The following is an 18,464-nucleotide window of genomic DNA, read 5'->3' on the forward strand; positions in this document are numbered from 1 at the left end:
TCTCAGGTCTCCAATGCTTCCAGCCTAGGGAAAGCGAATTTCCTTGAATGCCAGCCGATAAGGGTATGGTTTCGGTGCTGGTGGCAGTGGCGGCCCAAGCGTAGCCCTGGCGGCTGGCATGTCGCGTAATTCCTGTCCGACGGTGGACTGAGACTTCTCTACCGATCAACCATAAGATGCCACCGGAGAGCCAAAGCAGGATTCCTGCGGAACAACTCCCAGGCCAGGCCCGCTCGGAAGCCTGATATGCCCCTCTTCAACGGATACACCGTTCTTCTCGTCATAGTGGCGTTCGATATACGGTGCAGCGATCCAGACGCCCTCGTTCAGGCGCGGACTGACGGTTGCACCGATTTGAACACAGGCGGCGGCGAGGATATCGCCGCCCCACGCGTCGTCGCAAGTGTGGGGCATTGAACGAGCCTCGCAAAGATCACGCACCGTCGCCATTGCATGGAGACCACCAATGCGGGTCACCTTCATCCCGAAGCCGTCACATACTCCCTCTCCAATCGCTCGGATCACAGTGGAAAGGTGCTCTGTGTTTTCGTCGAGATACACAGCGTGGTGTAGTTGATTGCGGATGGCCTTTATCTCCTCGAACGTATTGCAAGGCTGTTCCAGGATGAACGGAACATCGAGGCATTCGCGACTGAGCCGCAGCGTGTCGCGCGTCGTCAGGGACCGGTTGGCATCGGCCGCAAGTCGGACGCTTCCCCCGACGCGCTCCCAGACCTTGCGCACCACGGCAATGTCGATCTCGACCGGTCGCCCGCCGATCTTCATCTGGAGGCGCGGATAGCCTTCTGCAACACGCTCCGCCGCAATACGCGCGGTCTCATCCGGCTCGCCTATGCCCAACGCGTAATATGAAGGAACCCGTTCGGTCACGGCGCCGCCTAGAAGATCGGCGACGCGCATGCCGAACTGTTTGCCCATGATGTCGTATGCCGCCATATCCACGGCTGCCTTTGCATATCGGTGGCCATTAAGGAGGCCGTCCATCCGGCGTCGAAGGGCTACTGGCTGAAGGGGATCGGCTCCGATCAGTCCCTGAGCCATCTCATCCAGTGCAGCACGGGCACCTTTTGCATGATGCGGCTGATAGGTCGGGCCAACGGGGCAGGTTTCGCCCCAACCGATGAGGCCATTGTCGGTCACGATCTTAACGATCGTTGTGTCGAGCGCATACACCTTAACGCCGCCCATTGTGTAGGGGCCGTTCTTGACCGGCAGATCATGCGCGAAGACGTGGACTTCCTTGATTTTCATTTTCGTTCCAATCTGAAGGATAATATTCTTCGCGAGGCAACACGTGCGGACGTCGAGTTAGACGATCGGCCCAGCAAGATTAGTGATTTCGGTTTTGCTATTCCTCACGCGCTCTCCACTCTTTCCAACGGAAATAGAGGTTCGCGCCGATCTCGGCGAAAGGCGACGGTACGAGCTTCGCTGGTTCTGGTTCAGCCATGAAATGCGCGGAGATGTTCGAGGGCCGGTTTAACAACATGTCGGCCGCGGCGATGCCGGTTAGCGTACTGCGCACCGTTCCCAGGCCATTGCAGCAGCAGGCCGAGAAAAGACCCGGCTCAAGTTCGCGCATCACCGAGACGCCGTTCCAGGTCAGGCAAAGGTGTCCGGCCCAACTGTATTCCATGGGGATATCCGCGAGGGCTGGAAAGCGGTCAGCGAATTTTCGTCGATGAACCTTTGCCGCACGGGCGACCGCTGACTTCGACGCCACCATCCCAGGCAGATAGCTGGCGCAGGTCCGGGTGATGACGCGGTTTCCGCCCTGTGCGGTGTCGATGCGCCTCATTGTCGTTCCCATCGGGTCGGACGGGGTTACACCCCAACGTGGCTGCCCGCCCAGCCTGGACAGGGCGTCAGCGTTGAGGTCGACAGTCATAGAAGCGTACAGGAAAACGTGCATGAGGCGCTTGCGTGCGAAGCCGAAGCTCTCAAGGTGCCCGTTGTTGGCAAGAATGACCTTCGCCGCGGTGACATGGCCATTGGGCGTTGTAAGTATCCAATCTTGGTTCACTCTTGTTAGCTTTGAGACAGGGGATTCCTCAAACACGAACACGCCGTCGCGTCGAAGGCCTGTACCAAGCGACCGGATATACCCCGCCGGCTGGATCATCACTGTTCCGGGCGTGTAGAGGCCAGACGTGTAGTGGCGACTTCCCGTTAACTCTTGCATCGCCTTGGCGTCGAGTGTCTCGCTGGCTTCGCCCAGTTCAGTGAGGTGTTTGGCGTAGCTTGCGTTGAGGTTGCGCGTGGTCTCGCTGGCTGCGCCGTTGATCTTGCCCGCTGGATCGAAATAGGCGGCGTCCATTGCGTATTCTTCGACGCACTCCTTGGCGAAGCTAATGGCCGCGCGATTCAGCGCGATCACTTTCTTGTCCTCCTCGACACCCTTTCCGGCATAATCATCGGACTGCACATCGTGAGGCAGGTCGATCATGAAGCCGGAGTTGCGGCCGGAAGCGCCTTCCGCGAGAGCGCCGGCCTCAAGAACCGCGATCTGAAGGTTCGCGTCTTGTTGGCGTAGGCGTTTGGCGGCTGAAAGACCAGCGAAGCCGCCGCCAACTATGGCGACATCGATACGGATGTCGCCTTCAAGGGGCGCAGGACAGGGTTGGGCCGGGAGGATGGCGTTCCAGGCTGCCGGCCCCCGTTGGACCGGTAGCCTTTCAGCCTTGTGGACGGTCACGCGACCGCCTCGTCTGCGTCATCGGTGAGATCAAGCCAGATGGTCTTGATTCTGGTGTACTGGTCGTGGGCGTGGATGCCGTTGTCGCGGCCGCCGAAGCCGGACGACTTGAAGCCTCCGAAGGGCGTTGTGACGTCTCCCTCGCCGAAGCTGTTGACGGTCACGGTACCCGCCCGGATCGCACGTGCTCCCCTTATTGCTCGTTTCGCGTTCGACGAATAGATCGACGCACACAGTCCGTACTCTGTGTCATTCGCGAGCGTAATGGCTTCATCGAAGCTCTCGACAGTCAGCACCGTGAGGATCGGTCCAAAGATCTCTTCCCGCACGACCTTCGCGTCGCGGTCGCTGACGTCCAGGATCGTGGGTTCAACGAACCCACCCTTGGCCTTTCCGCCGAGAAGCACCTTCTGGCCCTTCTCGAGATAGGAGCAGACCTTTTCGAAGTGCGACTTGGAAACCAGCGCACCCACCCGGTTCTCGGGATTGAGCGGGTCGCCCATCGGCCACTCCCGGGCATGCGCGATGACCCGCTTGAGGAGTTCGTCCTTGATGCCGCGTTGAACGATGAGCCGCGACGAGGCAGAGCAGTTTTGTCCCATATTCCAGAACGCGCCGTTGACGATGTGGGCGGCGACGCGATCGATATTCTCCGCGTCGTCCAGCACGACGGCCGGGTTCTTGCCGCCCATTTCCAATGTCACTTCCTTGAGATTGGACTCGGCCGAATAGCGCGGAAAGCGTCTTCCGGTCTCCGTGGAGCCCGTGAACGACACCATATCGACGTCCATGTGTCGCCCAAGCGGCTCCCCGACTTCGGAGCCAGCGCCCGGCAGCACGTTGAAAACGCCGGAGGGGATACCCGCCTCCATCGCAAGCTCGGCGACACGCAGCGCGGTCAAGGTCGTTTCCTTGGCCGGCTTGACGATAATCGAGTTGCCCGCGGCGAGCGCCGGTCCGATCTTCCAGGCCAGCATCAGCAACGGGAAATTCCAGGGCAGAACCAAGCCCACCACGCCGACCGGTTCGCGCACGATCATCGCGATGTGGTTGTCGGAGGCCGGCGCCACTTGATCGTAGATCTTGTCGATCAATTCTGCATGCCAGGCAAGGCAATGGATGGTTTCAGGGACATCGACGTTCTCGCAATCGTAGATCGTCTTGCCGCTGTCGAGGCTTTCCAGAACGGCCAGTTCACGGGCGTTGCGCTTCATGAGCTTGGTGAGACGGATGAGGGCTTCCTTACGTGCCGACGGATGAAGGCGCGACCATCGACCGTCCTCGAACGCGTCGCGCGCCTTTTGTACGGCAAAGGCGACGTCCTCAGGACCACAGGAGGCAACCTTCGCCAGCACCTTGCCCGTCGCCGGATTGGTCGTTTCGAATGTTTTCCCCGAGATTGCCGGTCTGAAGCCGCCGTCGATGAATGCCTGTGTCGGAAACTCCAATCCGGCGGCAATCGCCACATATTCCTCGTGTGTCAGAAGATTGCCCATGCTCATGCCTCCGCTTCAATTTCCGCAATCGTGCGCTTCAGGACCCGGATGACCTGTTCCAGCTGGCGCATATCGTCCTTGTTCAATCCCCTTAGCGGTGGTCGTGGGGGGCCGGCACGGAACCCAGCCATTTCACAACCGTGCTTGATGCATTGAATGAATTTCCCGCCCTGCTCCAGCACGCGCATCAGAGGCATTAGGGCGGACATGATCCGACGCCCCTTGGCGAAATTGCCCTCGATCGCGCATGCGCGATAAAGCGCGCGATGTTCCTTAGGCAGGAAGTTCGAGCCGCCGCAAACCCAGCTGCGCGCTCCCCATGCAAAGAACTCCAAGGCCTGGTCGTCCATTCCGCAGGACATCTGGATGTGCGGGTAGTCGCGGGCGAGCAAATGTACCCGGTTGATGTCGCCGGAGCTCTCCTTGATGGCGCAGAAATTGCGGCTGCGGGCGACACGGTCGAGAAAATCCTCGCCCATGTTGATCCCCATGCGGCCTGGGTAATTATAGAGCATAATCGGGAGGTCCGCCGCCCGGTCGATCGCCAACGCATTTAGCGCGTTTTCACGCTCGGTCGGCACCGAATAAGGCGGCGACCCGACGAGAATGGACGAAGCACCGATCTTGGCCGCCGTCTCGGCCATCAGGATCGAGTCCTCCAGACGGATGGCGACTGTGCCTATGCTAAGAGACACGCGATCGCCAATGACTTCCTTGGCGAACTTTGCCATTTCGACGCGTTCGTCCATCGATTGCGCATAGTACTCGCCCGTCGACCCGCCGATGATGACGCCGTGCACACCTGATGCTATTAGGTGCTCGACAATTTTGGCGAACGCCTCGCGATCGATTGAACCGTCGTCACGATGTGGCGTGATGACGGGAGTGTATATCCCTTCGAATTTCATCAAATTCTCCTCAACCCATACTGTCAGGCACCCGTCCCAGCGGAACGAAAAAGGTTGCCGGCGAGACGAAGCTTTCGATCTGAGCCCGCGACAGCTCCCAGTGCGCTATCGATAGCTCGGCGCAGCGTTCTGCATCGCCTGCTTCGATAAGCTCAATGAACTGATCGTGCTGCTGAGCGGCTGTCGCCCGTTGGGCGGCCAGGTCGACATTTCGCGGGCTGTAGAACGTCATCCCGATGCGCGTATGATCAATGAGCAATCGCTTCAGGCTGGGCATAAGAAATTCGTTGTCCGCCATCTCACCCATGATCGAGTGGAAGCGCTCATTGGTCAGGGCGCGTTGCTCGGTATCACCATCCCGGATGGCGGCACGAAACAGAAGCTGCGTGTCCTTCAGCCGCATGATCTGTGGCGGGGTTGCATTTTGGGCAGCCAGCCGGCCGATTGCTGCATAGACCATCGGCGCGGCGATGAAAAAATTCCTTAGCGTCTTGTGGTTCATCGGGACGACCTGAGCGCCGCGATTCTCGTGGAGAACCACGTAGCCTTCTCCGGCAAGTTGCCGGAGCATTTCGCGCACCGGCGGACGGGACATGCCATACGACTCGGCGATCTCGGTCTCGTCGATATAGCTCCCTGGCTCCAGTTTCTCAGTCAGAATCCGGCGGCGCAGGTCCTCCAAGCAATTGCTTTTGTTTCGTTTAGCGTCACCGGGCATGGATGATCCTCACAAAGGGTTTCGTCCTGCGATCTAGCATCACAATCTTTGTAGCGCGCTATAATACATATTGTCTATTCAGAAAATTTATGTTGTAAGAGAAAAAACGACATAAGGGAACAGCGAATGGGTGCTCCGGCTGCAGAGCCTGTCATTCGATGCGATGGCGTCTGGAAGGTATTCGGTTCCAAGGCCAAAGAGGCGATCCGCGCCGTCAAGGCTGGAGAGCTGAACAAAGCTCAAATCCGCGACAAGCTCGACTGCGTCGTTGGCGTCAGTGACGCCACCTTTAGCGTCGGCCGCGGTGAGATATTCTGCATCATGGGGCTGTCGGGGTCGGGGAAGTCGACCCTGATCCGACACATCAACCGATTGATCGAGCCTACCGACGGTGCGATTTACATTGAGGGCCGAAACGTCAGTGCCATGAGCGCGAAGGAACTGCGTCAGATCCGCGCCGAAACCATCGGCATGGTTTTCCAAAACATGGCCTTGATGCCCCACCGCAACGTCCGGGACAACGTAGCATTCGCCCTGGAGGTGAGAGGCATCGCTGAAGACAAGCGCCGTCAAGTTGCCCGGCAGGCTATCGAGGCGGTGGAGCTCACCGGGTGGGACCTCAAATACCCTGACGAGCTTTCCGGCGGCATGCAACAGCGCGTGGGCTTGGCGCGCGCCATAGCGGCCAACCCGTCGATCCTGCTGATGGACGAACCGTTCTCCGCGCTCGATCCGCTTATCCGCCACCAGTTGCAGGGCACTTTCATGGAGCTCTCCGCCGAACTCCATAAGACCACCGTGTTCATCACGCATGACCTATCCGAGGCGATCCGCATCGGCGACCGCATTGCCATCATGAAAGACGGCGTTCTGGTGCAGATCGGGACGCCGGAGGAGATCGTCACAAACCCGGTCGACGAATACGTCGCGCAGTTCGTCGGCGGCATCTCCAAACTCGATCTTGTCACCGCAGCCAAGGTGATGCTGCCACTTGAGCAGTACCGACAGACGAACGGCTCGACCGATACCGCGAATTGGCCAGTCGCCCGGCCCGACGACAAGCTCAACACATTGGTAAATCTGTCTATCGGAACTGCCCATCCCATTTTGGTGCGAGACGGCGACGTCGTTGCCGGTGTCGTGACCAAGGACGCTTTGCTGCGGGGCATTCAAGGCCGGGACCACTCCGGCCCGGCCAAACGGGAGATCAATTGATGGCCGACGAAAAGACCTTCAGCTGGCTAAATCCGTTCGAGAGCGTCGATTTGAAAATCGCTGATCATTCCGACGGCATAAAGCAGTGGGCGATCGACAATCGCGAAGCAATACAGCCCTTCAAAATCTTCCTCGATGGCGTGATTCAAAGCATCGAACGAGCTTTTCTGGCGACTCCGCCGCTCGTCATGCTCGCTATCATCGTGTTGATCGCCTGGCAGGCCGCGGGCCGCCGGACCGCCATCTACGTCGCAGTCACTCTGACTGTCCTCGGGTTCCTCTCGCCAGAGGCGTGGTCACTCGCGATGACGACGCTGGCTATCGTGATGGCTGCGGTGATCCTCGCCGTGATCATCGGGCTTCCTCTCGGAATCTTCGCAGGCAAGAGCGATCGTTTCGAAGCTGTACTTCGGCCCCTCCTAGACACGATGCAAACCATTCCAGCGTTTGTCTACTTGGTTCCCGTCGTCATGCTTATCGGAATTGGCAATGTCTCGGGCGTCTTGGTTACGGTCATATTCGCGCTCGCTCCGTTGATAAGGCTCACCTCGCTGGGTATCCGCACGGTAAATCCAAGCGTTGTCGAAGCGGCGCGGGCGTTCGGTGCCTCACCATCACAGATCATGTTCAAGGTCGAACTGCCGATGGCCACGCCGACCATTTTCGCTGGGCTCAACCAGACCATCATGCTGTCGCTGTCGATGGTGGTAATCGCCTCCATGATCTCGGTCCGCGGCCTTGGCAACGAAGTGCTGCGCGCAATGGGACGACTCGATGCCGGTAAGGCCATCGTCGGCGGGCTTGGCATCGTGATCCTGGCGATAGTCCTCGACCGCATCACCCAAGGCCTCAATCAGTCGAGGCGCGAAAGAGGCCACCGCCACTGGTGGCAGAGCGGGCCTGTCGGGCTGATCGCCAACCTGTTCCACAAGCATGCCTGATGAGAATCAATTTCACATGCAACAAGGGAGAAAGTGCATGAAACTCTTTTCTGTGACTACAGCCATCGTCCTATCGCTTATCGCAAGTCCGCTCTTTGCCAAGGAAAAGCCAGGCGAAGGCGTTACCGTACGACCGGTGATTCAGCCAGCGATCGAGGAAATGTTCCAGGCGCGGATCATCTTCCGCGCGCTCCAGGATCTTGGCTATACCGTTGCCGAACCGCAGGAAGTGATCGCCCAGACCGCGCATCTGGCCGTCGGCACCGGAGATGCCGATTTCTTCACCGATAGCTGGGATCAGCTGCATGAAGCATTCTTCAAAGAAGCGGGTGGACCGGAGAAGATAAGCAAGGTGGGCACTTTGGTCGAAGGCGCCCTCCAGGGCTATTTGGTCGACAAGGCCAGCTACGACGCCGGAGTCAAGAACCTGGGCGACCTGAAAGACCCCAAGATCGCTGCGAAGTTCGACGAGGACGGCGATGGCAAGGCCGATCTCGCCGGCTGCGTGCCCGGCTGGGGATGCGAACGCGTGATCGAGCATCAATTGACCGAGTATAAGCTTCGCGACACGGTCACACACAACCAGGGCGAATACAACGCGATCATCGCCGATACGATCGCACGCGCCAAGAACGGTAAGACCGTCTTCTACTACACATGGACGCCCTATTGGGTCTCGGGCGCGCTGGTTCCAGGCAAGGACGTGGAATGGTTGAGCGTGCCTTACACTTCCCTGCCCGATGGTGCCAAAGCGAACACCGAGTTTGATGGCAAGAATCTGGGCTTCGCGGTGGACAGCCTGCGGATTGTTGCTCGCAACGATTTCCTTAAGGCCAATCCGGCGGCCGCCAAGCTGTTTGAGCTCGCGAAGATCGACATCAAAGACATCTCGGCTGAGAACAAATTGATCGCCGACGGCGAAAAGAACTCCGCCGACATCGACAAGCATGTCGAGACCTGGATCGCGGCCCACCGCGAAGCGTACGACGGCTGGGTCAAAGCGGCCCGCGAAACGGTGAAATGATTGTCGACGGCGGGGCGCTCCAGACAGCGCCCCGCAACCCATTTTTTGCCCCCTCGCCCGCCGCCATCGGCACGATCATAGCCGCCTTGGCGGAGTGACATCATCGAAGAGTACATCGAGCGCGAACGAGCGATTAGAACTCGATAACCGGCTTGGCATGCCTTCCAGGCAGTTGGAGCGGTTGATCGAGCGATACGAGCCTGCATCGCCTATCGACCAGGAAATCGCTCTGGCATGCGGGCTCACGTCGACGTCGCATTGTTCGAAGCCCTTTATCGAGAGCATTTCGGCAACACGCCGGGTAGCCAGGACTGACCCTAATTGAAGTGAACAGGAACGGGCTGATGAGTTATTTCAGGGGAAAGACCGCCCTGGTGACAGGTGCCGCCGGCGGCATCGGAGCGGCGATTGTCAAACAGCTGAGAGCTGAAGGCGTCAGGGTCGCCGTCGCAGATCGCGACGTGGCGGGCGTGGACGCGGAGGCGCATCTGCCTGGCGACCTGCTCGATGCAAGCTATGCGGACAGTTTGTCCGCAGCCGCATTTGCGGCTCTGAGTGGCCTGGACATTCTGGTCAACAACGCCGGCGTGATCACGCGGGGTTCGGTAGCCAACACAACGGACGCCGACTGGGCCTTGTCGCTCGGCGTAAATGTAGAGGCCCCGTTTCGTGTGTGCCGGGGCGCCATTCCTATCATGGCGGATCGGGGTGGCGGTGCGATCGTCAACGTGTCGTCATGCTGGGGCGTTCGGCCGGGTCCGAACCACGCCGTATACTGCATGACGAAGGCAGCCGTGGCCTCGTTGACCCAGTGCATGGGCATGGACCACGCCCATCAGAACATTCGGGTCAATGCCGTGTGCCCCAACGAGGTCAACACGCCGATGCTTCGAACAGGCTTTGTCAAACGCGGCTTCGACCCGGACACGGCGGTTGCCGAGCTAGGAAAGACCGTCCCGATTGGCCGGATTGCGGAGCCGGAGGATATTGCCGCGGTGGTCCTGTTTCTTGCCTCTGACGCCGCCCGTTACATGTGCGGCTCGCTGGTTGAGGTCAATGGTGGGAAGCCCGTGGGATGAACAGGTTCGCAGGCAAAGTCGCCCTCGTCACAGGCGGTCGCAGTGGCATCGGTCTAGCCGTTGCACGAAGGTTGCGAGACGAGGGCGCGCGGGTATTCACGGCACAACGTGGCAAGGACCTGGAGTTCGAAGGGATAGCCGTTGATTTCACCGACCCGTTCGCGGCTTCCGACGCTGTGCAGTCAGTTGCCGGCCGTGCCGGACGGCTCGACGTTTTGGTAAACAACGCCGGCATGATGCAAGAAGCCCTCGTTGAGGACATGAGCCTCGAGGACTGGCAGCGGACGATAGCGGTAAATCTGACCACACCATTTGTCATGATCAAGGCAGCGCTTCCGCATCTGCGAGCGGTTGGCGGGACGATCGTCAATATTGGCTCGATCGAGGGGCTCGGCTCCAACCCGAGACACGCTGCCTATTGCGCTTCCAAGGCTGGAATTAACGGTCTGACCCGCGCGGTAGCGGTCGACCACAGTGCCGAAGGTGTCCGATGCAATGCCGTTGCGCCAGGCTGGATCGACACTGATCTCAACGTTGAGTTCATCGAAAGCATGCCCGATCCGGCAGGGTTCCGCCGGGATATCGGCAAAATTCATCCTGTGGGACGCACCGGAAAGCCCGAAGAGGTCGCAAGTCTGGTGGCTTGGTTGGCATCGGACGAGTCGTCGTTCGTGACAGGTCAGGTTTGGACCATCGACGGCGGTCGAATGGCGAAGCTTAGTCTACCACAATGACCAGTCCCTGGCCGATCTCGCGCCAGCCGCCGTCTGCCGGATCTTGCCCCCTACGACACGAGCATGAACAGAGAGGCCACGAAATTGTCCCCATCAACCCGCATTCCAACGACCATGTCCGGCGTAGTGCTGACCGGACATGGCGGCTTCGACAAGCTGCAATTCAAGACCAACCTCTCGGTTCCACATCCTGGACCGGGCGAGGTTCTCATAAAAGTGGCTGCGGCTGCGATTAACAATACCGACATCAATACCCGGATCGGCTGGTATTCCAAGGCAGTGAGGAGCGGAACTTCGGAGGGCGGCTCCTCCGGATTTGAATCGTTGGAGAATGACGACGCGAGTTGGACAGGCATGGCGTTGTCCTTCCCGCGCATTCAGGGCGCTGATTGCTGTGGCTACATCGTATCTGTTGGAGAGGGTGTCGATGAGGGGCGCATCGGCGAACGGGTGATCGTGCGGAATTTGCTTCGCACCTATGTGGACTATCGACCTTGGGAATGCTGGACATTTGGCTCCGAATGCGACGGCGCATTCGCACAATACGCGCGAGCGCCCTCGCGTGAGACGTTCAAGGTCGACTGCGACTGGAGCGACGTCGAATTGGCTGCGGTGCCTTGCGCCTATTCGACCGCTGAAGGCATGTTGCATCGGGCAGACGTGAGGGCCGGCGAGACCGTGCTCATCACAGGCGCGTCCGGTGGCGTCGGGTCCGCTGCGGTCCAACTGGCAAAGCGGCGTGGGGCCATCGTCATCGCGGTTGCGGGCCAAAGCAAGGCCGCCACGGTACGCGACCTCGGTGCTGATCGCGTGGTAGCGCGTGGCGAGAGCCTCCTCGGTGCCGTAGGAGGAGACTCGATCGATGTTGTCATCGACGTCGCGGCAGGGCCGCAGTTTCCGCAGTTGCTGGACGTGCTACGTCGTGGCGGACGGTATGCCGTTGCCGGCGCAATTGCCGGACCTATTGTCGAGCTTGATGTGCGCACGCTCTATCTCAAGGATCTGACCTTCTTCGGCTGCACATTCCAGGAGGACATAGTCTTCGAGAATCTCGTGTCTTACGTCGAGAGCGGCGAAATCAAGCCGCACATCGGCAAGACCTATCGATTGGAAGACATTGTGCAGGCGCAGGAGGATTTCCTGTCCAAGAAAATCAGCGGCAAGCTGGTCCTCGTCATACCCAAATGAAAGCGACCAAAATGCGCGGCCTCGAGATCCAAAAAATCGACGTCTTTCAGGTCGACCTCCCCTATTCTGGCGGCGTTTACCTCCTTTCGGGTGGACGAGAATACCGCAGCTTCGATGCGACGATCGTTCGAGTGACCACCGACGCCGGCATCGAAGGTTGGGGCGAAAGCACGCCGTGGGGTTCGACCTATGTCGCGGCCCACGCGCTTGGTGTCCGCTCAGGAATCGCCGAGATTGCGCCCAGTCTGATCGGTCTCGATCCGCGGCGGGTCGACCGCATCAACGAGGCGATGGACTTCGCGCTGGTCGGCCACGAACATGCGAAGACGGCTCTGGACATCGCCTGCTGGGACATCTTCGGAAAATCGGTCGACATGCCGGTCTGCGAGCTGCTAGGCGGCCGGACGAGCGTGCGCATGCCGATCATCTCGTCGATCTATGTGGGCGATCCCGAGGAGATGCGCAGGCGCGTCGCGGAACACCGAGCCAAAGGATATATCGGGCACTCCGTGAAGGTGGGCGACGATCCGGCGATCGACGCCGAACGCATAGCCGCTTCGATGGCTGACAAGAAGCCAGGCGAGTTCTTTCTCGTGGACGCCAATGGCGGCATGACGGTGGAGACGGCGCTGAGAATGTTGCGATTGCTGCCGCAAGGTCTCGACTTTGTCTTGGAGGCACCTTGCGCGACGTGGCGCGAATGTGTGTCGCTGCGTCGGCGCACTGACGTTCCGATAATTTTCGATGAGCTCGCGACGAATGACGCCTCAATCGTCCAGATAATCGCAGACGATGCGGCGGACGGTATCGGCCTCAAGATTTCCAAGAATGGCGGTCTCACTAAGGGTCGTCGCCACAGAGATATCTGCCTCGCAGCGGGCTACACCGTCAGCGTACAAGACACTGTAGGATCGGATATCGCGTTCGCGGGCATAGTGCATCTTGGACAGACCGTTCCCGAAAAGAACCTTCGATGCATTCTGGAATGTCGAGATATGGTGACTACAAAGGTGGCAGACGGCGATTTCGTGGTAGCTGAAGGGCGTGTCATCGCGCCTGACGTGCCTGGACTAGGCATTACTCCGCGCCTAGACGTCCTGGGCGCTCCAGTTGCAACTTATTCTTGATTGAGCGGTGTAGGTCACGCCGGTTGCAAGCACGTGCATGACCAGCATCGGCGCCGAGCAACCACGGTGATTGAGGCCTTTGGTCAGGCGCTACGGCATCGCTTGGGCGCTTGCCTCGCGTGGCTGCGCAAACAGCTGTGTTCGGTCGACAGCGACCAGTAAGTTCAACGTGTTCCTGACATTTCGCGGCCAGGACGGTCACCCTGCAGCTGAGCTTCTCAACCTAGTCCCGGCCCGACCCAAGCCGGCACCATCGTCCGGCACTGCTGTGGCGAAAAGCCATTGATGATGCGGAAGCATTTGGCAAAATGCGACGCCGACATAAACCCGCAGGCAACAGCAATGTCTATGATGGGCATTCGCGTGCCTTCGATCAGGCGCTTGGCGTGGTCGACCCTGATCCTGAGGTAGTGACGAGCCGGTGGTTGACCAATGTGGATTGCGAACAGGCGTTCAAGCTGGCGGCGGGAAATCCCGACCCGATCCGCAACGTCGCCCATCGACAGCGGAGTCTCCACATTCTCTTCCATAATGCGCATCGCCATCGCCAGCTTGTCGCTGACTCCTGCAAACGCCAGACCAGAAGGACCCGTCTGGCGATTCGAACCGGACCGCTGGCCCTCCACCGTCGCATGACGGCATACTTCTTGAGCGATGTAGGCGCCCGCGTGACTCGCGATGAGATCCACCGCGAGGTCGAACGCCGCCAATTCGCCGCCGCACGTTGAATATTGGCCATCCTTGACGAACAGGGAATCACGGATGCGTGGCTTGTGAAAAACCTCAGAGAAAGCCGCGAGCCGCGACCAATGAATGGTGCAACGGGTATCCCCGAGAAGCCCCGTCTGAGCGAGCAGCCACGTCGCCGTGCCGATCGCCGATATCGATGCCCCTCGCCGCGCCAGTAGCCGCAGGAACGTGTGCAACAGAGGCGTCATCTGCTTCTCGACCGGCTCGCCTGCCACGACGGCCAGTTGGTTCAGTCTGCAACTGTAGGACCGGTCCGCTGTCAATTCCTCGATCGTAACGTCCACCGTTATCGAGAGCCCGTTGGCGCCCACAACCGCTTGGCCGTCGATCCCCGCAATCCGCCAGCGGAAAAGAGGAAGCCGGGAAACAGTGTTGGCTATGCGAAAGGGCTCGATATAGGCGTGAAGCGCCAAATGCGAAAATCCCGGCAACACGAGCACGGCAATGTCATGCGGCTTCCCCGACACCTGAAGCGCAACGTCAGCGTGGACGGGGCTGCTGGTTTCGTGGACGCGGGCCGGAGCGTTCATCAGCAACCATAGCTCGCTACCGGGACGCCGAAGATGCCGGCTTCAGGCTTTACCCCAAGGCCCGCTCCCTGTGGCACGGCGATATGACCATTTTCAATGACTACGGGGTTTGTATTGTCGTAGTGCCCATCGATATATTCCTGCGCGATCCAGGCGCCTTCAAAGCGGCGTGGCTCGACCGTAGAAGCAAGATGTGCGCAGGCGGCTGCAATAATGTCGCCGCCCCATGCGTCGTCGCAGGTGTGCGGCAGCGACCGGATGGAACACATGTCGCGAGCGGTCATCATTTTGGTCAGTCCGCCCAGGCGAGTGACTTTGAAGCCAAAACCATCGGCAATACCCGATGAGATGGCCCGCAATACTGCATTCAGGTCTTCGGTGTTCTCGTCCAGATAGATGGGATGGGTACCCCTGCCCCGGACAGCCGCAATCTCTTCCATGCTGTTACAGGGCTGCTCGAACACGAACGGGATGTTTTGGCAAAGCCGATCTAGGTGAAGGGCAGACGCTACGGATAGACCGCGATTGCCGTCCACAACTATGCTTGCCTTGAGGCCAACGGCTTCCCAGACCTTTTGCACGGTCGCTACATCCTTTTCCAGATTGCGCCCACCAATCTTGATCTGGATACGCGGGTAGCCCGCCTTGACCTTGTCGGCCGCGATACGCGCGGTTTCGTCTGGAGAGCCCACGATCAGGGAGTAGTAAGACGACACGCGGTCTGTCAGGGCTCCGCCCAGCAGCGTCGAGACCGGCACGCCAAGACGTTGGCCGATGAGGTCGAGGAACGCTATGTCGAGCGCCGCCTTGGCGTAGTTGTGCCCATTCAGTCTCTCATCCATCCGCTTGGCCAGATGTCGCGGCGACTGGGTCGACTCTCCAATCAGGCCTGGCGCGATCTCAGCTATCGCCGCCCGAGCTCCCAGCGCGTGATGGGGTTGATAGACTGGCCCGACGGGGCAGGTTTCGCCCCATCCCGTGATGCCGTCATCCGTCATAACTTCGACAACGGTGCTGTCTAAAGAGTGGACTTCGGTGCTCGCCATCTTATAGGCGCCACCCTTGGTGGGAAGCTGGGTCGAATAGACGTTGATCCTGTTGATGCGCATGACGACCCTCAATAGTCTTCGTTGAGGGCGTCAACCGCCGGGATCTCGCGCGAGCGTCGATCGATATAGGCGCGCAGTTCTTCATCTTTGGCCTGGTCCAGCGTGGGCTCCTGGTACTCTCCCAAAAGGTGCTTCGCGTGGTCGAGCGCCCTTTGCTTTATGTCCTTTGAGCCGTCGACCTTCCACTGCTCGATCGAATTGTTATCGAATAGCTTTGGTATGAAAAATGCGCGTTCGAAGTTGGCCTGAGTATGCGGATGTCCGAGATAGTGGCCACCGGGTCCGACGTCACGGATGGCGGCCAAGGCCTCGTCGAAATCATCCCAGTGGATACCTTGGGTCATGCGATAGCCCATGGCACAAACCTCGGCATCGACGACGAACTTCGCGATGGAACAATGCATCCCGGCTTCGTTCCAGCCCGCCGAGTGCCAGATGTAGTTGGCGCCGGACATCAGCACCGCCATCATTGTCATGGCGCTTTCGTAGCCGGCCTGAGCATCGAAAATCTTGGCACCGCCGAGCAGGTTCGATGTGCGCCACGGGACGTTGTAGCGTCGCGCCATCTGGCCGATCATGAAGTTCATCAACGATATCTCGGGCGTTCCAGCCATGGGGGCGCCGGACTGCATGGAGACCGTCGACAAGTAATGCCCGTAGATGGCCGGGCACCCTTTGCGGATCACTTGCGTGTAGGCGAGTGCAGAAAGCGCCTCGGCATTGAGCTGCGCCACCGCGGCTGCCGTCGACGCGGGCGTGTTCGCGCCGCCCAGCACGAATGGCGAGCACAGCACCGGCTGGTTGCGCCGGCAGAATGCCCGCATCGCGCCGAGCATAACCTGGTCCCACACCAGTGGAGAATTGCCGTTGCAGTTTCCGGTTGTGACCGCATGCGTTTCCATGAAGCCTTCGCCGAAAAGAATCTCGCACATGTCGAGCACGTCCTCGGCGTTCTTGGGCGAGGTGGTCATTCCCATGAAGATCTTGTCGGAATGCTTCATCGACGAGTAGGTTATGTGCAGATGTCGATGCGCTACGACGATATCCATCGGCTCGACGATGTGGTGCGCCGATGAGTGCAGCGCCGGCATCATGTGCGCCAGCTTGTGGAAGGTCCCCAAGTCGGCAATGGTCGGGCCGCGACGCACGTCGTCAAGATCGCGCATGTAAGGCGCGCCGGTCATCGGAACGAAGATCGAATTCGGGCCGCCCAGCTGTACGTTTTTCGCCGGGTTGCGAGCGAAATATTCAATGTCGGGTGGGATTGTTTTGATCAGATCCATCACCAACGCGCGATCCAGATGGACTCGCTCACCGCGAACGTCGGCGCCTGCTCTTTTCCAGTCCTCAAGAGCGATCGGGTCGCGGAACACCACCCCGACCTCTTCCAGGATCGCAAGCGACGCTTCGTGAATACGTTCTACCTGCTCTGCATCCATGGGCTCGATTACGGGTAGCCCGCGCTTGAGCGTCGGCAGCATCTCCACTTTGGGCGCGGTCCGAATAATTCGGCGCGCATCGCGTCCTCCCCTTCGAGCGACTTGCGCTTCAATGGTCATGCGGGCCTCCAAAAAAAGAATACGCGAGCCGCAGCCGGGCCGCGCGCGACTATTGCTGCAACCGGCCGACTTGACCTACTGCAAAAGTCTCACGTGCGTGTTGACTAAAGTGCTGAAGTCCGTGGCTTCGCCTCGTCGCTCACGATTGATCCAATCAGCATCGTTATGGGAAACGCAGCTCAATCACTGAAAGCCGGCCCGTAAATCATTCCCACGCGCCCCAGCAGAAGTCTCATCTTTGCTGAGTTGCGACGGTCAGCATATTCCGCATCAAAATGCCTAAAGTCCCGACAGAGCCAGCTTTCGCCAGATGCGATCTGGTGTATGCATGGCAGCGATCACAATGTCGTGCCGACGTCTCACGTACGTTTTGCCGAAATCGCGGCGCCGCTCGGTTTTGGAATGTTTGGAGCCCAGGATGGTTCGCCGATATTATGACCTGCCCTCCCTGACAGCCCTCGCGATCTTCGAAGCATCCGCCAGGCACTTGTCGTTCAAGCTGGCGGCGGGAGAGCTGAATGTAACCCCCGGGGCGGTCAGCAAACAGGTCAAGGCGGTCGAGGACGAACTTGGCGTTCAGCTGTTTGTAAGGCTGGGCTCAGGGGTGATGCTGACGAGTGCCGGCGAGGACCTTTATGGCGTTCTTGCGAGCGGCTTTTCGCGCGCAGCCGAAATTGTCCGCACCGTCAAGCGCGGCGATCGCTCCAAGAACGTCACGCTCGCCTGTTCTGACGCCTTTGCTACAATGTGGCTGATACCGCGTATGCCCGATTTCTGGACACGGTACGGCGAGATTGCAGTCGATCATCTGATTTCCGACAATCCGCGTGACTATCGAAGGGCCGAGGTGGAGTTGCGCATCCGATACGGATTCGGCTCCTGGCCTGACGAGAATGCCGAGCTCCTTTTCAGCGAAACCATATATCCGGTCTGCGGGGCGGAGTTTGCCAATGTGCATCGAGACGCGACGGCAGCATCTTTGCCGGATCTTCCCTTGCTGCATGTTGACTGGGTTGACCCAAACTGGGCGGGCTGGGACGAGGTATTGCGCCGTGCGGCCGTGCCCCACGGTCCGACCCGCGGCCGCCGGTTCGGCAAATTCTTTGTAGCCATGCAGGCGGCTCAGGCCGACCAGGGCGTTGCCGTGGGCTGGCATCGCCTCGTGACGTCACAGATCGAGGAAGGCAAACTGGTCAGGCTGACCGAACTCGAACTCCCGGCGCCAGGCAGCTACTATCTCACCTGGAACGATAACCGTACGCTTTCGCCCGCTGCCGAAATCCTGCGAAGCTGGATACGAGAAATCGCTGCGCAAGAACGAGACAGCTAGAGTTCTTCCGCCCCTAAGCGCTCCTCGTGTCGCTATATTG

At 59.5% G+C, this 18,464-nt stretch carries 16 protein-coding genes; 8 read left to right on the top strand and 8 right to left on the bottom strand.

Annotated elements, in window-relative coordinates; translation table 11 throughout:
• Positions 1 to 165 precede the first annotated feature (165 nt).
• From EH240_RS27650 to EH240_RS27670, 5 genes are all read right to left on the bottom strand, one after another.
• Positions 166 to 1,272, bottom strand: a complete 1,107-nt coding sequence (locus EH240_RS27650) for a mandelate racemase/muconate lactonizing enzyme family protein (RefSeq protein ID WP_125004544.1) — start codon at positions 1,270 to 1,272, stop codon at positions 166 to 168.
• Between the two features lie 97 nt (positions 1,273 to 1,369).
• A complete protein-coding gene (locus EH240_RS27655; RefSeq protein WP_125004546.1) occupies positions 1,370 to 2,716 on the bottom strand; it encodes an NAD(P)/FAD-dependent oxidoreductase in 1,347 nt (448 codons plus the stop codon).
• A complete protein-coding gene (locus EH240_RS27660) occupies positions 2,713 to 4,212 on the bottom strand; it encodes an aldehyde dehydrogenase (protein WP_125004548.1) in 1,500 nt (499 codons plus the stop codon). The genes EH240_RS27655 and EH240_RS27660 overlap by 4 nt, the downstream gene beginning before the upstream one ends.
• 2 nt (positions 4,213 to 4,214) lie before the next feature.
• Positions 4,215 to 5,120 carry a dihydrodipicolinate synthase family protein gene (locus EH240_RS27665; protein ID WP_125004550.1) on the bottom strand — a complete coding sequence of 302 codons (906 nt, stop codon included), beginning with the start codon at positions 5,118 to 5,120 and terminating at the stop codon, positions 4,215 to 4,217.
• 10 nt (positions 5,121 to 5,130) lie between these two features.
• Entirely contained in the window at positions 5,131 to 5,838 is a 708-nt protein-coding gene (locus EH240_RS27670) for a GntR family transcriptional regulator (RefSeq protein ID WP_125004552.1), read from the bottom strand.
• A 126-nt stretch (positions 5,839 to 5,964) separates the two neighbouring features.
• Between EH240_RS27670 and EH240_RS27675 the strand changes: the two genes are divergently transcribed.
• The 7 genes from EH240_RS27675 (at position 5,965) to EH240_RS27705 (ending at position 13,146) form a co-directional block, all read left to right on the top strand.
• A complete protein-coding gene (locus tag EH240_RS27675; protein WP_125004554.1) occupies positions 5,965 to 7,053 on the top strand; it encodes a quaternary amine ABC transporter ATP-binding protein in 1,089 nt (362 codons plus the stop codon).
• Complete coding sequence (locus EH240_RS27680) at positions 7,053 to 7,994, top strand: ABC transporter permease (protein WP_125004555.1); 942 nt, start codon at positions 7,053 to 7,055, stop codon at positions 7,992 to 7,994. Before EH240_RS27675 ends, EH240_RS27680 begins: the two co-directional genes overlap by 1 nt.
• Before the next feature lie 37 nt (positions 7,995 to 8,031).
• Positions 8,032 to 9,018 (top strand): glycine betaine/L-proline ABC transporter substrate-binding protein ProX, encoded by a 987-nt coding sequence (gene proX, locus EH240_RS27685; protein WP_125004557.1) that lies wholly within the window; start codon positions 8,032 to 8,034, stop codon positions 9,016 to 9,018.
• Positions 9,019 to 9,362: 344 nt separating this feature from the next.
• On the top strand, positions 9,363 to 10,097 hold the full coding sequence (locus EH240_RS27690; protein ID WP_125004559.1) for an SDR family NAD(P)-dependent oxidoreductase: 735 nt from the start codon (positions 9,363 to 9,365) through the stop codon (positions 10,095 to 10,097).
• Positions 10,094 to 10,831, top strand: a complete 738-nt coding sequence (locus EH240_RS27695; RefSeq protein WP_125004561.1) for an SDR family NAD(P)-dependent oxidoreductase — start codon at positions 10,094 to 10,096, stop codon at positions 10,829 to 10,831. Before EH240_RS27690 ends, EH240_RS27695 begins: the two co-directional genes overlap by 4 nt.
• A 63-nt stretch (positions 10,832 to 10,894) precedes the next feature.
• Positions 10,895 to 12,019, top strand: coding sequence for an alcohol dehydrogenase family protein (locus EH240_RS27700; protein WP_167484179.1), 1,125 nt, complete (start codon positions 10,895 to 10,897; stop codon positions 12,017 to 12,019).
• A gap of 11 nt (positions 12,020 to 12,030) precedes the next feature.
• Positions 12,031 to 13,146 (top strand): mandelate racemase/muconate lactonizing enzyme family protein, encoded by a 1,116-nt coding sequence (locus EH240_RS27705; protein ID WP_125004597.1) that lies wholly within the window; start codon positions 12,031 to 12,033, stop codon positions 13,144 to 13,146.
• A 218-nt stretch (positions 13,147 to 13,364) separates the two neighbouring features.
• Here EH240_RS27705 and EH240_RS27710 read toward each other — a convergent pair whose 3' ends face one another.
• From EH240_RS27710 to EH240_RS27720, 3 genes are read right to left on the bottom strand one after another with little or no spacing between them, the layout of a single operon-like run.
• Positions 13,365 to 14,426 carry a GlxA family transcriptional regulator gene (locus EH240_RS27710; protein WP_245436419.1) on the bottom strand — a complete coding sequence of 354 codons (1,062 nt, stop codon included), beginning with the start codon at positions 14,424 to 14,426 and terminating at the stop codon, positions 13,365 to 13,367.
• Entirely contained in the window at positions 14,426 to 15,535 is a 1,110-nt protein-coding gene (locus EH240_RS27715) for a mandelate racemase/muconate lactonizing enzyme family protein (protein ID WP_125004565.1), read from the bottom strand. The genes EH240_RS27710 and EH240_RS27715 overlap by 1 nt, the downstream gene beginning before the upstream one ends.
• Positions 15,536 to 15,543: 8 nt before the next feature.
• Positions 15,544 to 17,094: a trimethylamine methyltransferase family protein gene (locus tag EH240_RS27720; RefSeq protein ID WP_125004567.1), complete on the bottom strand. Its 1,551-nt coding sequence runs from the start codon at positions 17,092 to 17,094 to the stop codon at positions 15,544 to 15,546.
• Positions 17,095 to 17,512: 418 nt separating this feature from the next.
• Here EH240_RS27720 and EH240_RS27725 point away from each other — a divergent pair, with 418 nt between their 5' ends.
• Positions 17,513 to 18,424, top strand: coding sequence for a LysR substrate-binding domain-containing protein (locus EH240_RS27725; protein ID WP_125004569.1), 912 nt, complete (start codon positions 17,513 to 17,515; stop codon positions 18,422 to 18,424).
• Positions 18,425 to 18,464 lie beyond the last annotated feature (40 nt).

The sequence above is a fragment of the Mesorhizobium tamadayense genome (genome assembly GCF_003863365.1).
GTDB classification, from domain to species: Bacteria; Pseudomonadota; Alphaproteobacteria; order Rhizobiales; family Rhizobiaceae; genus Mesorhizobium; species Mesorhizobium tamadayense.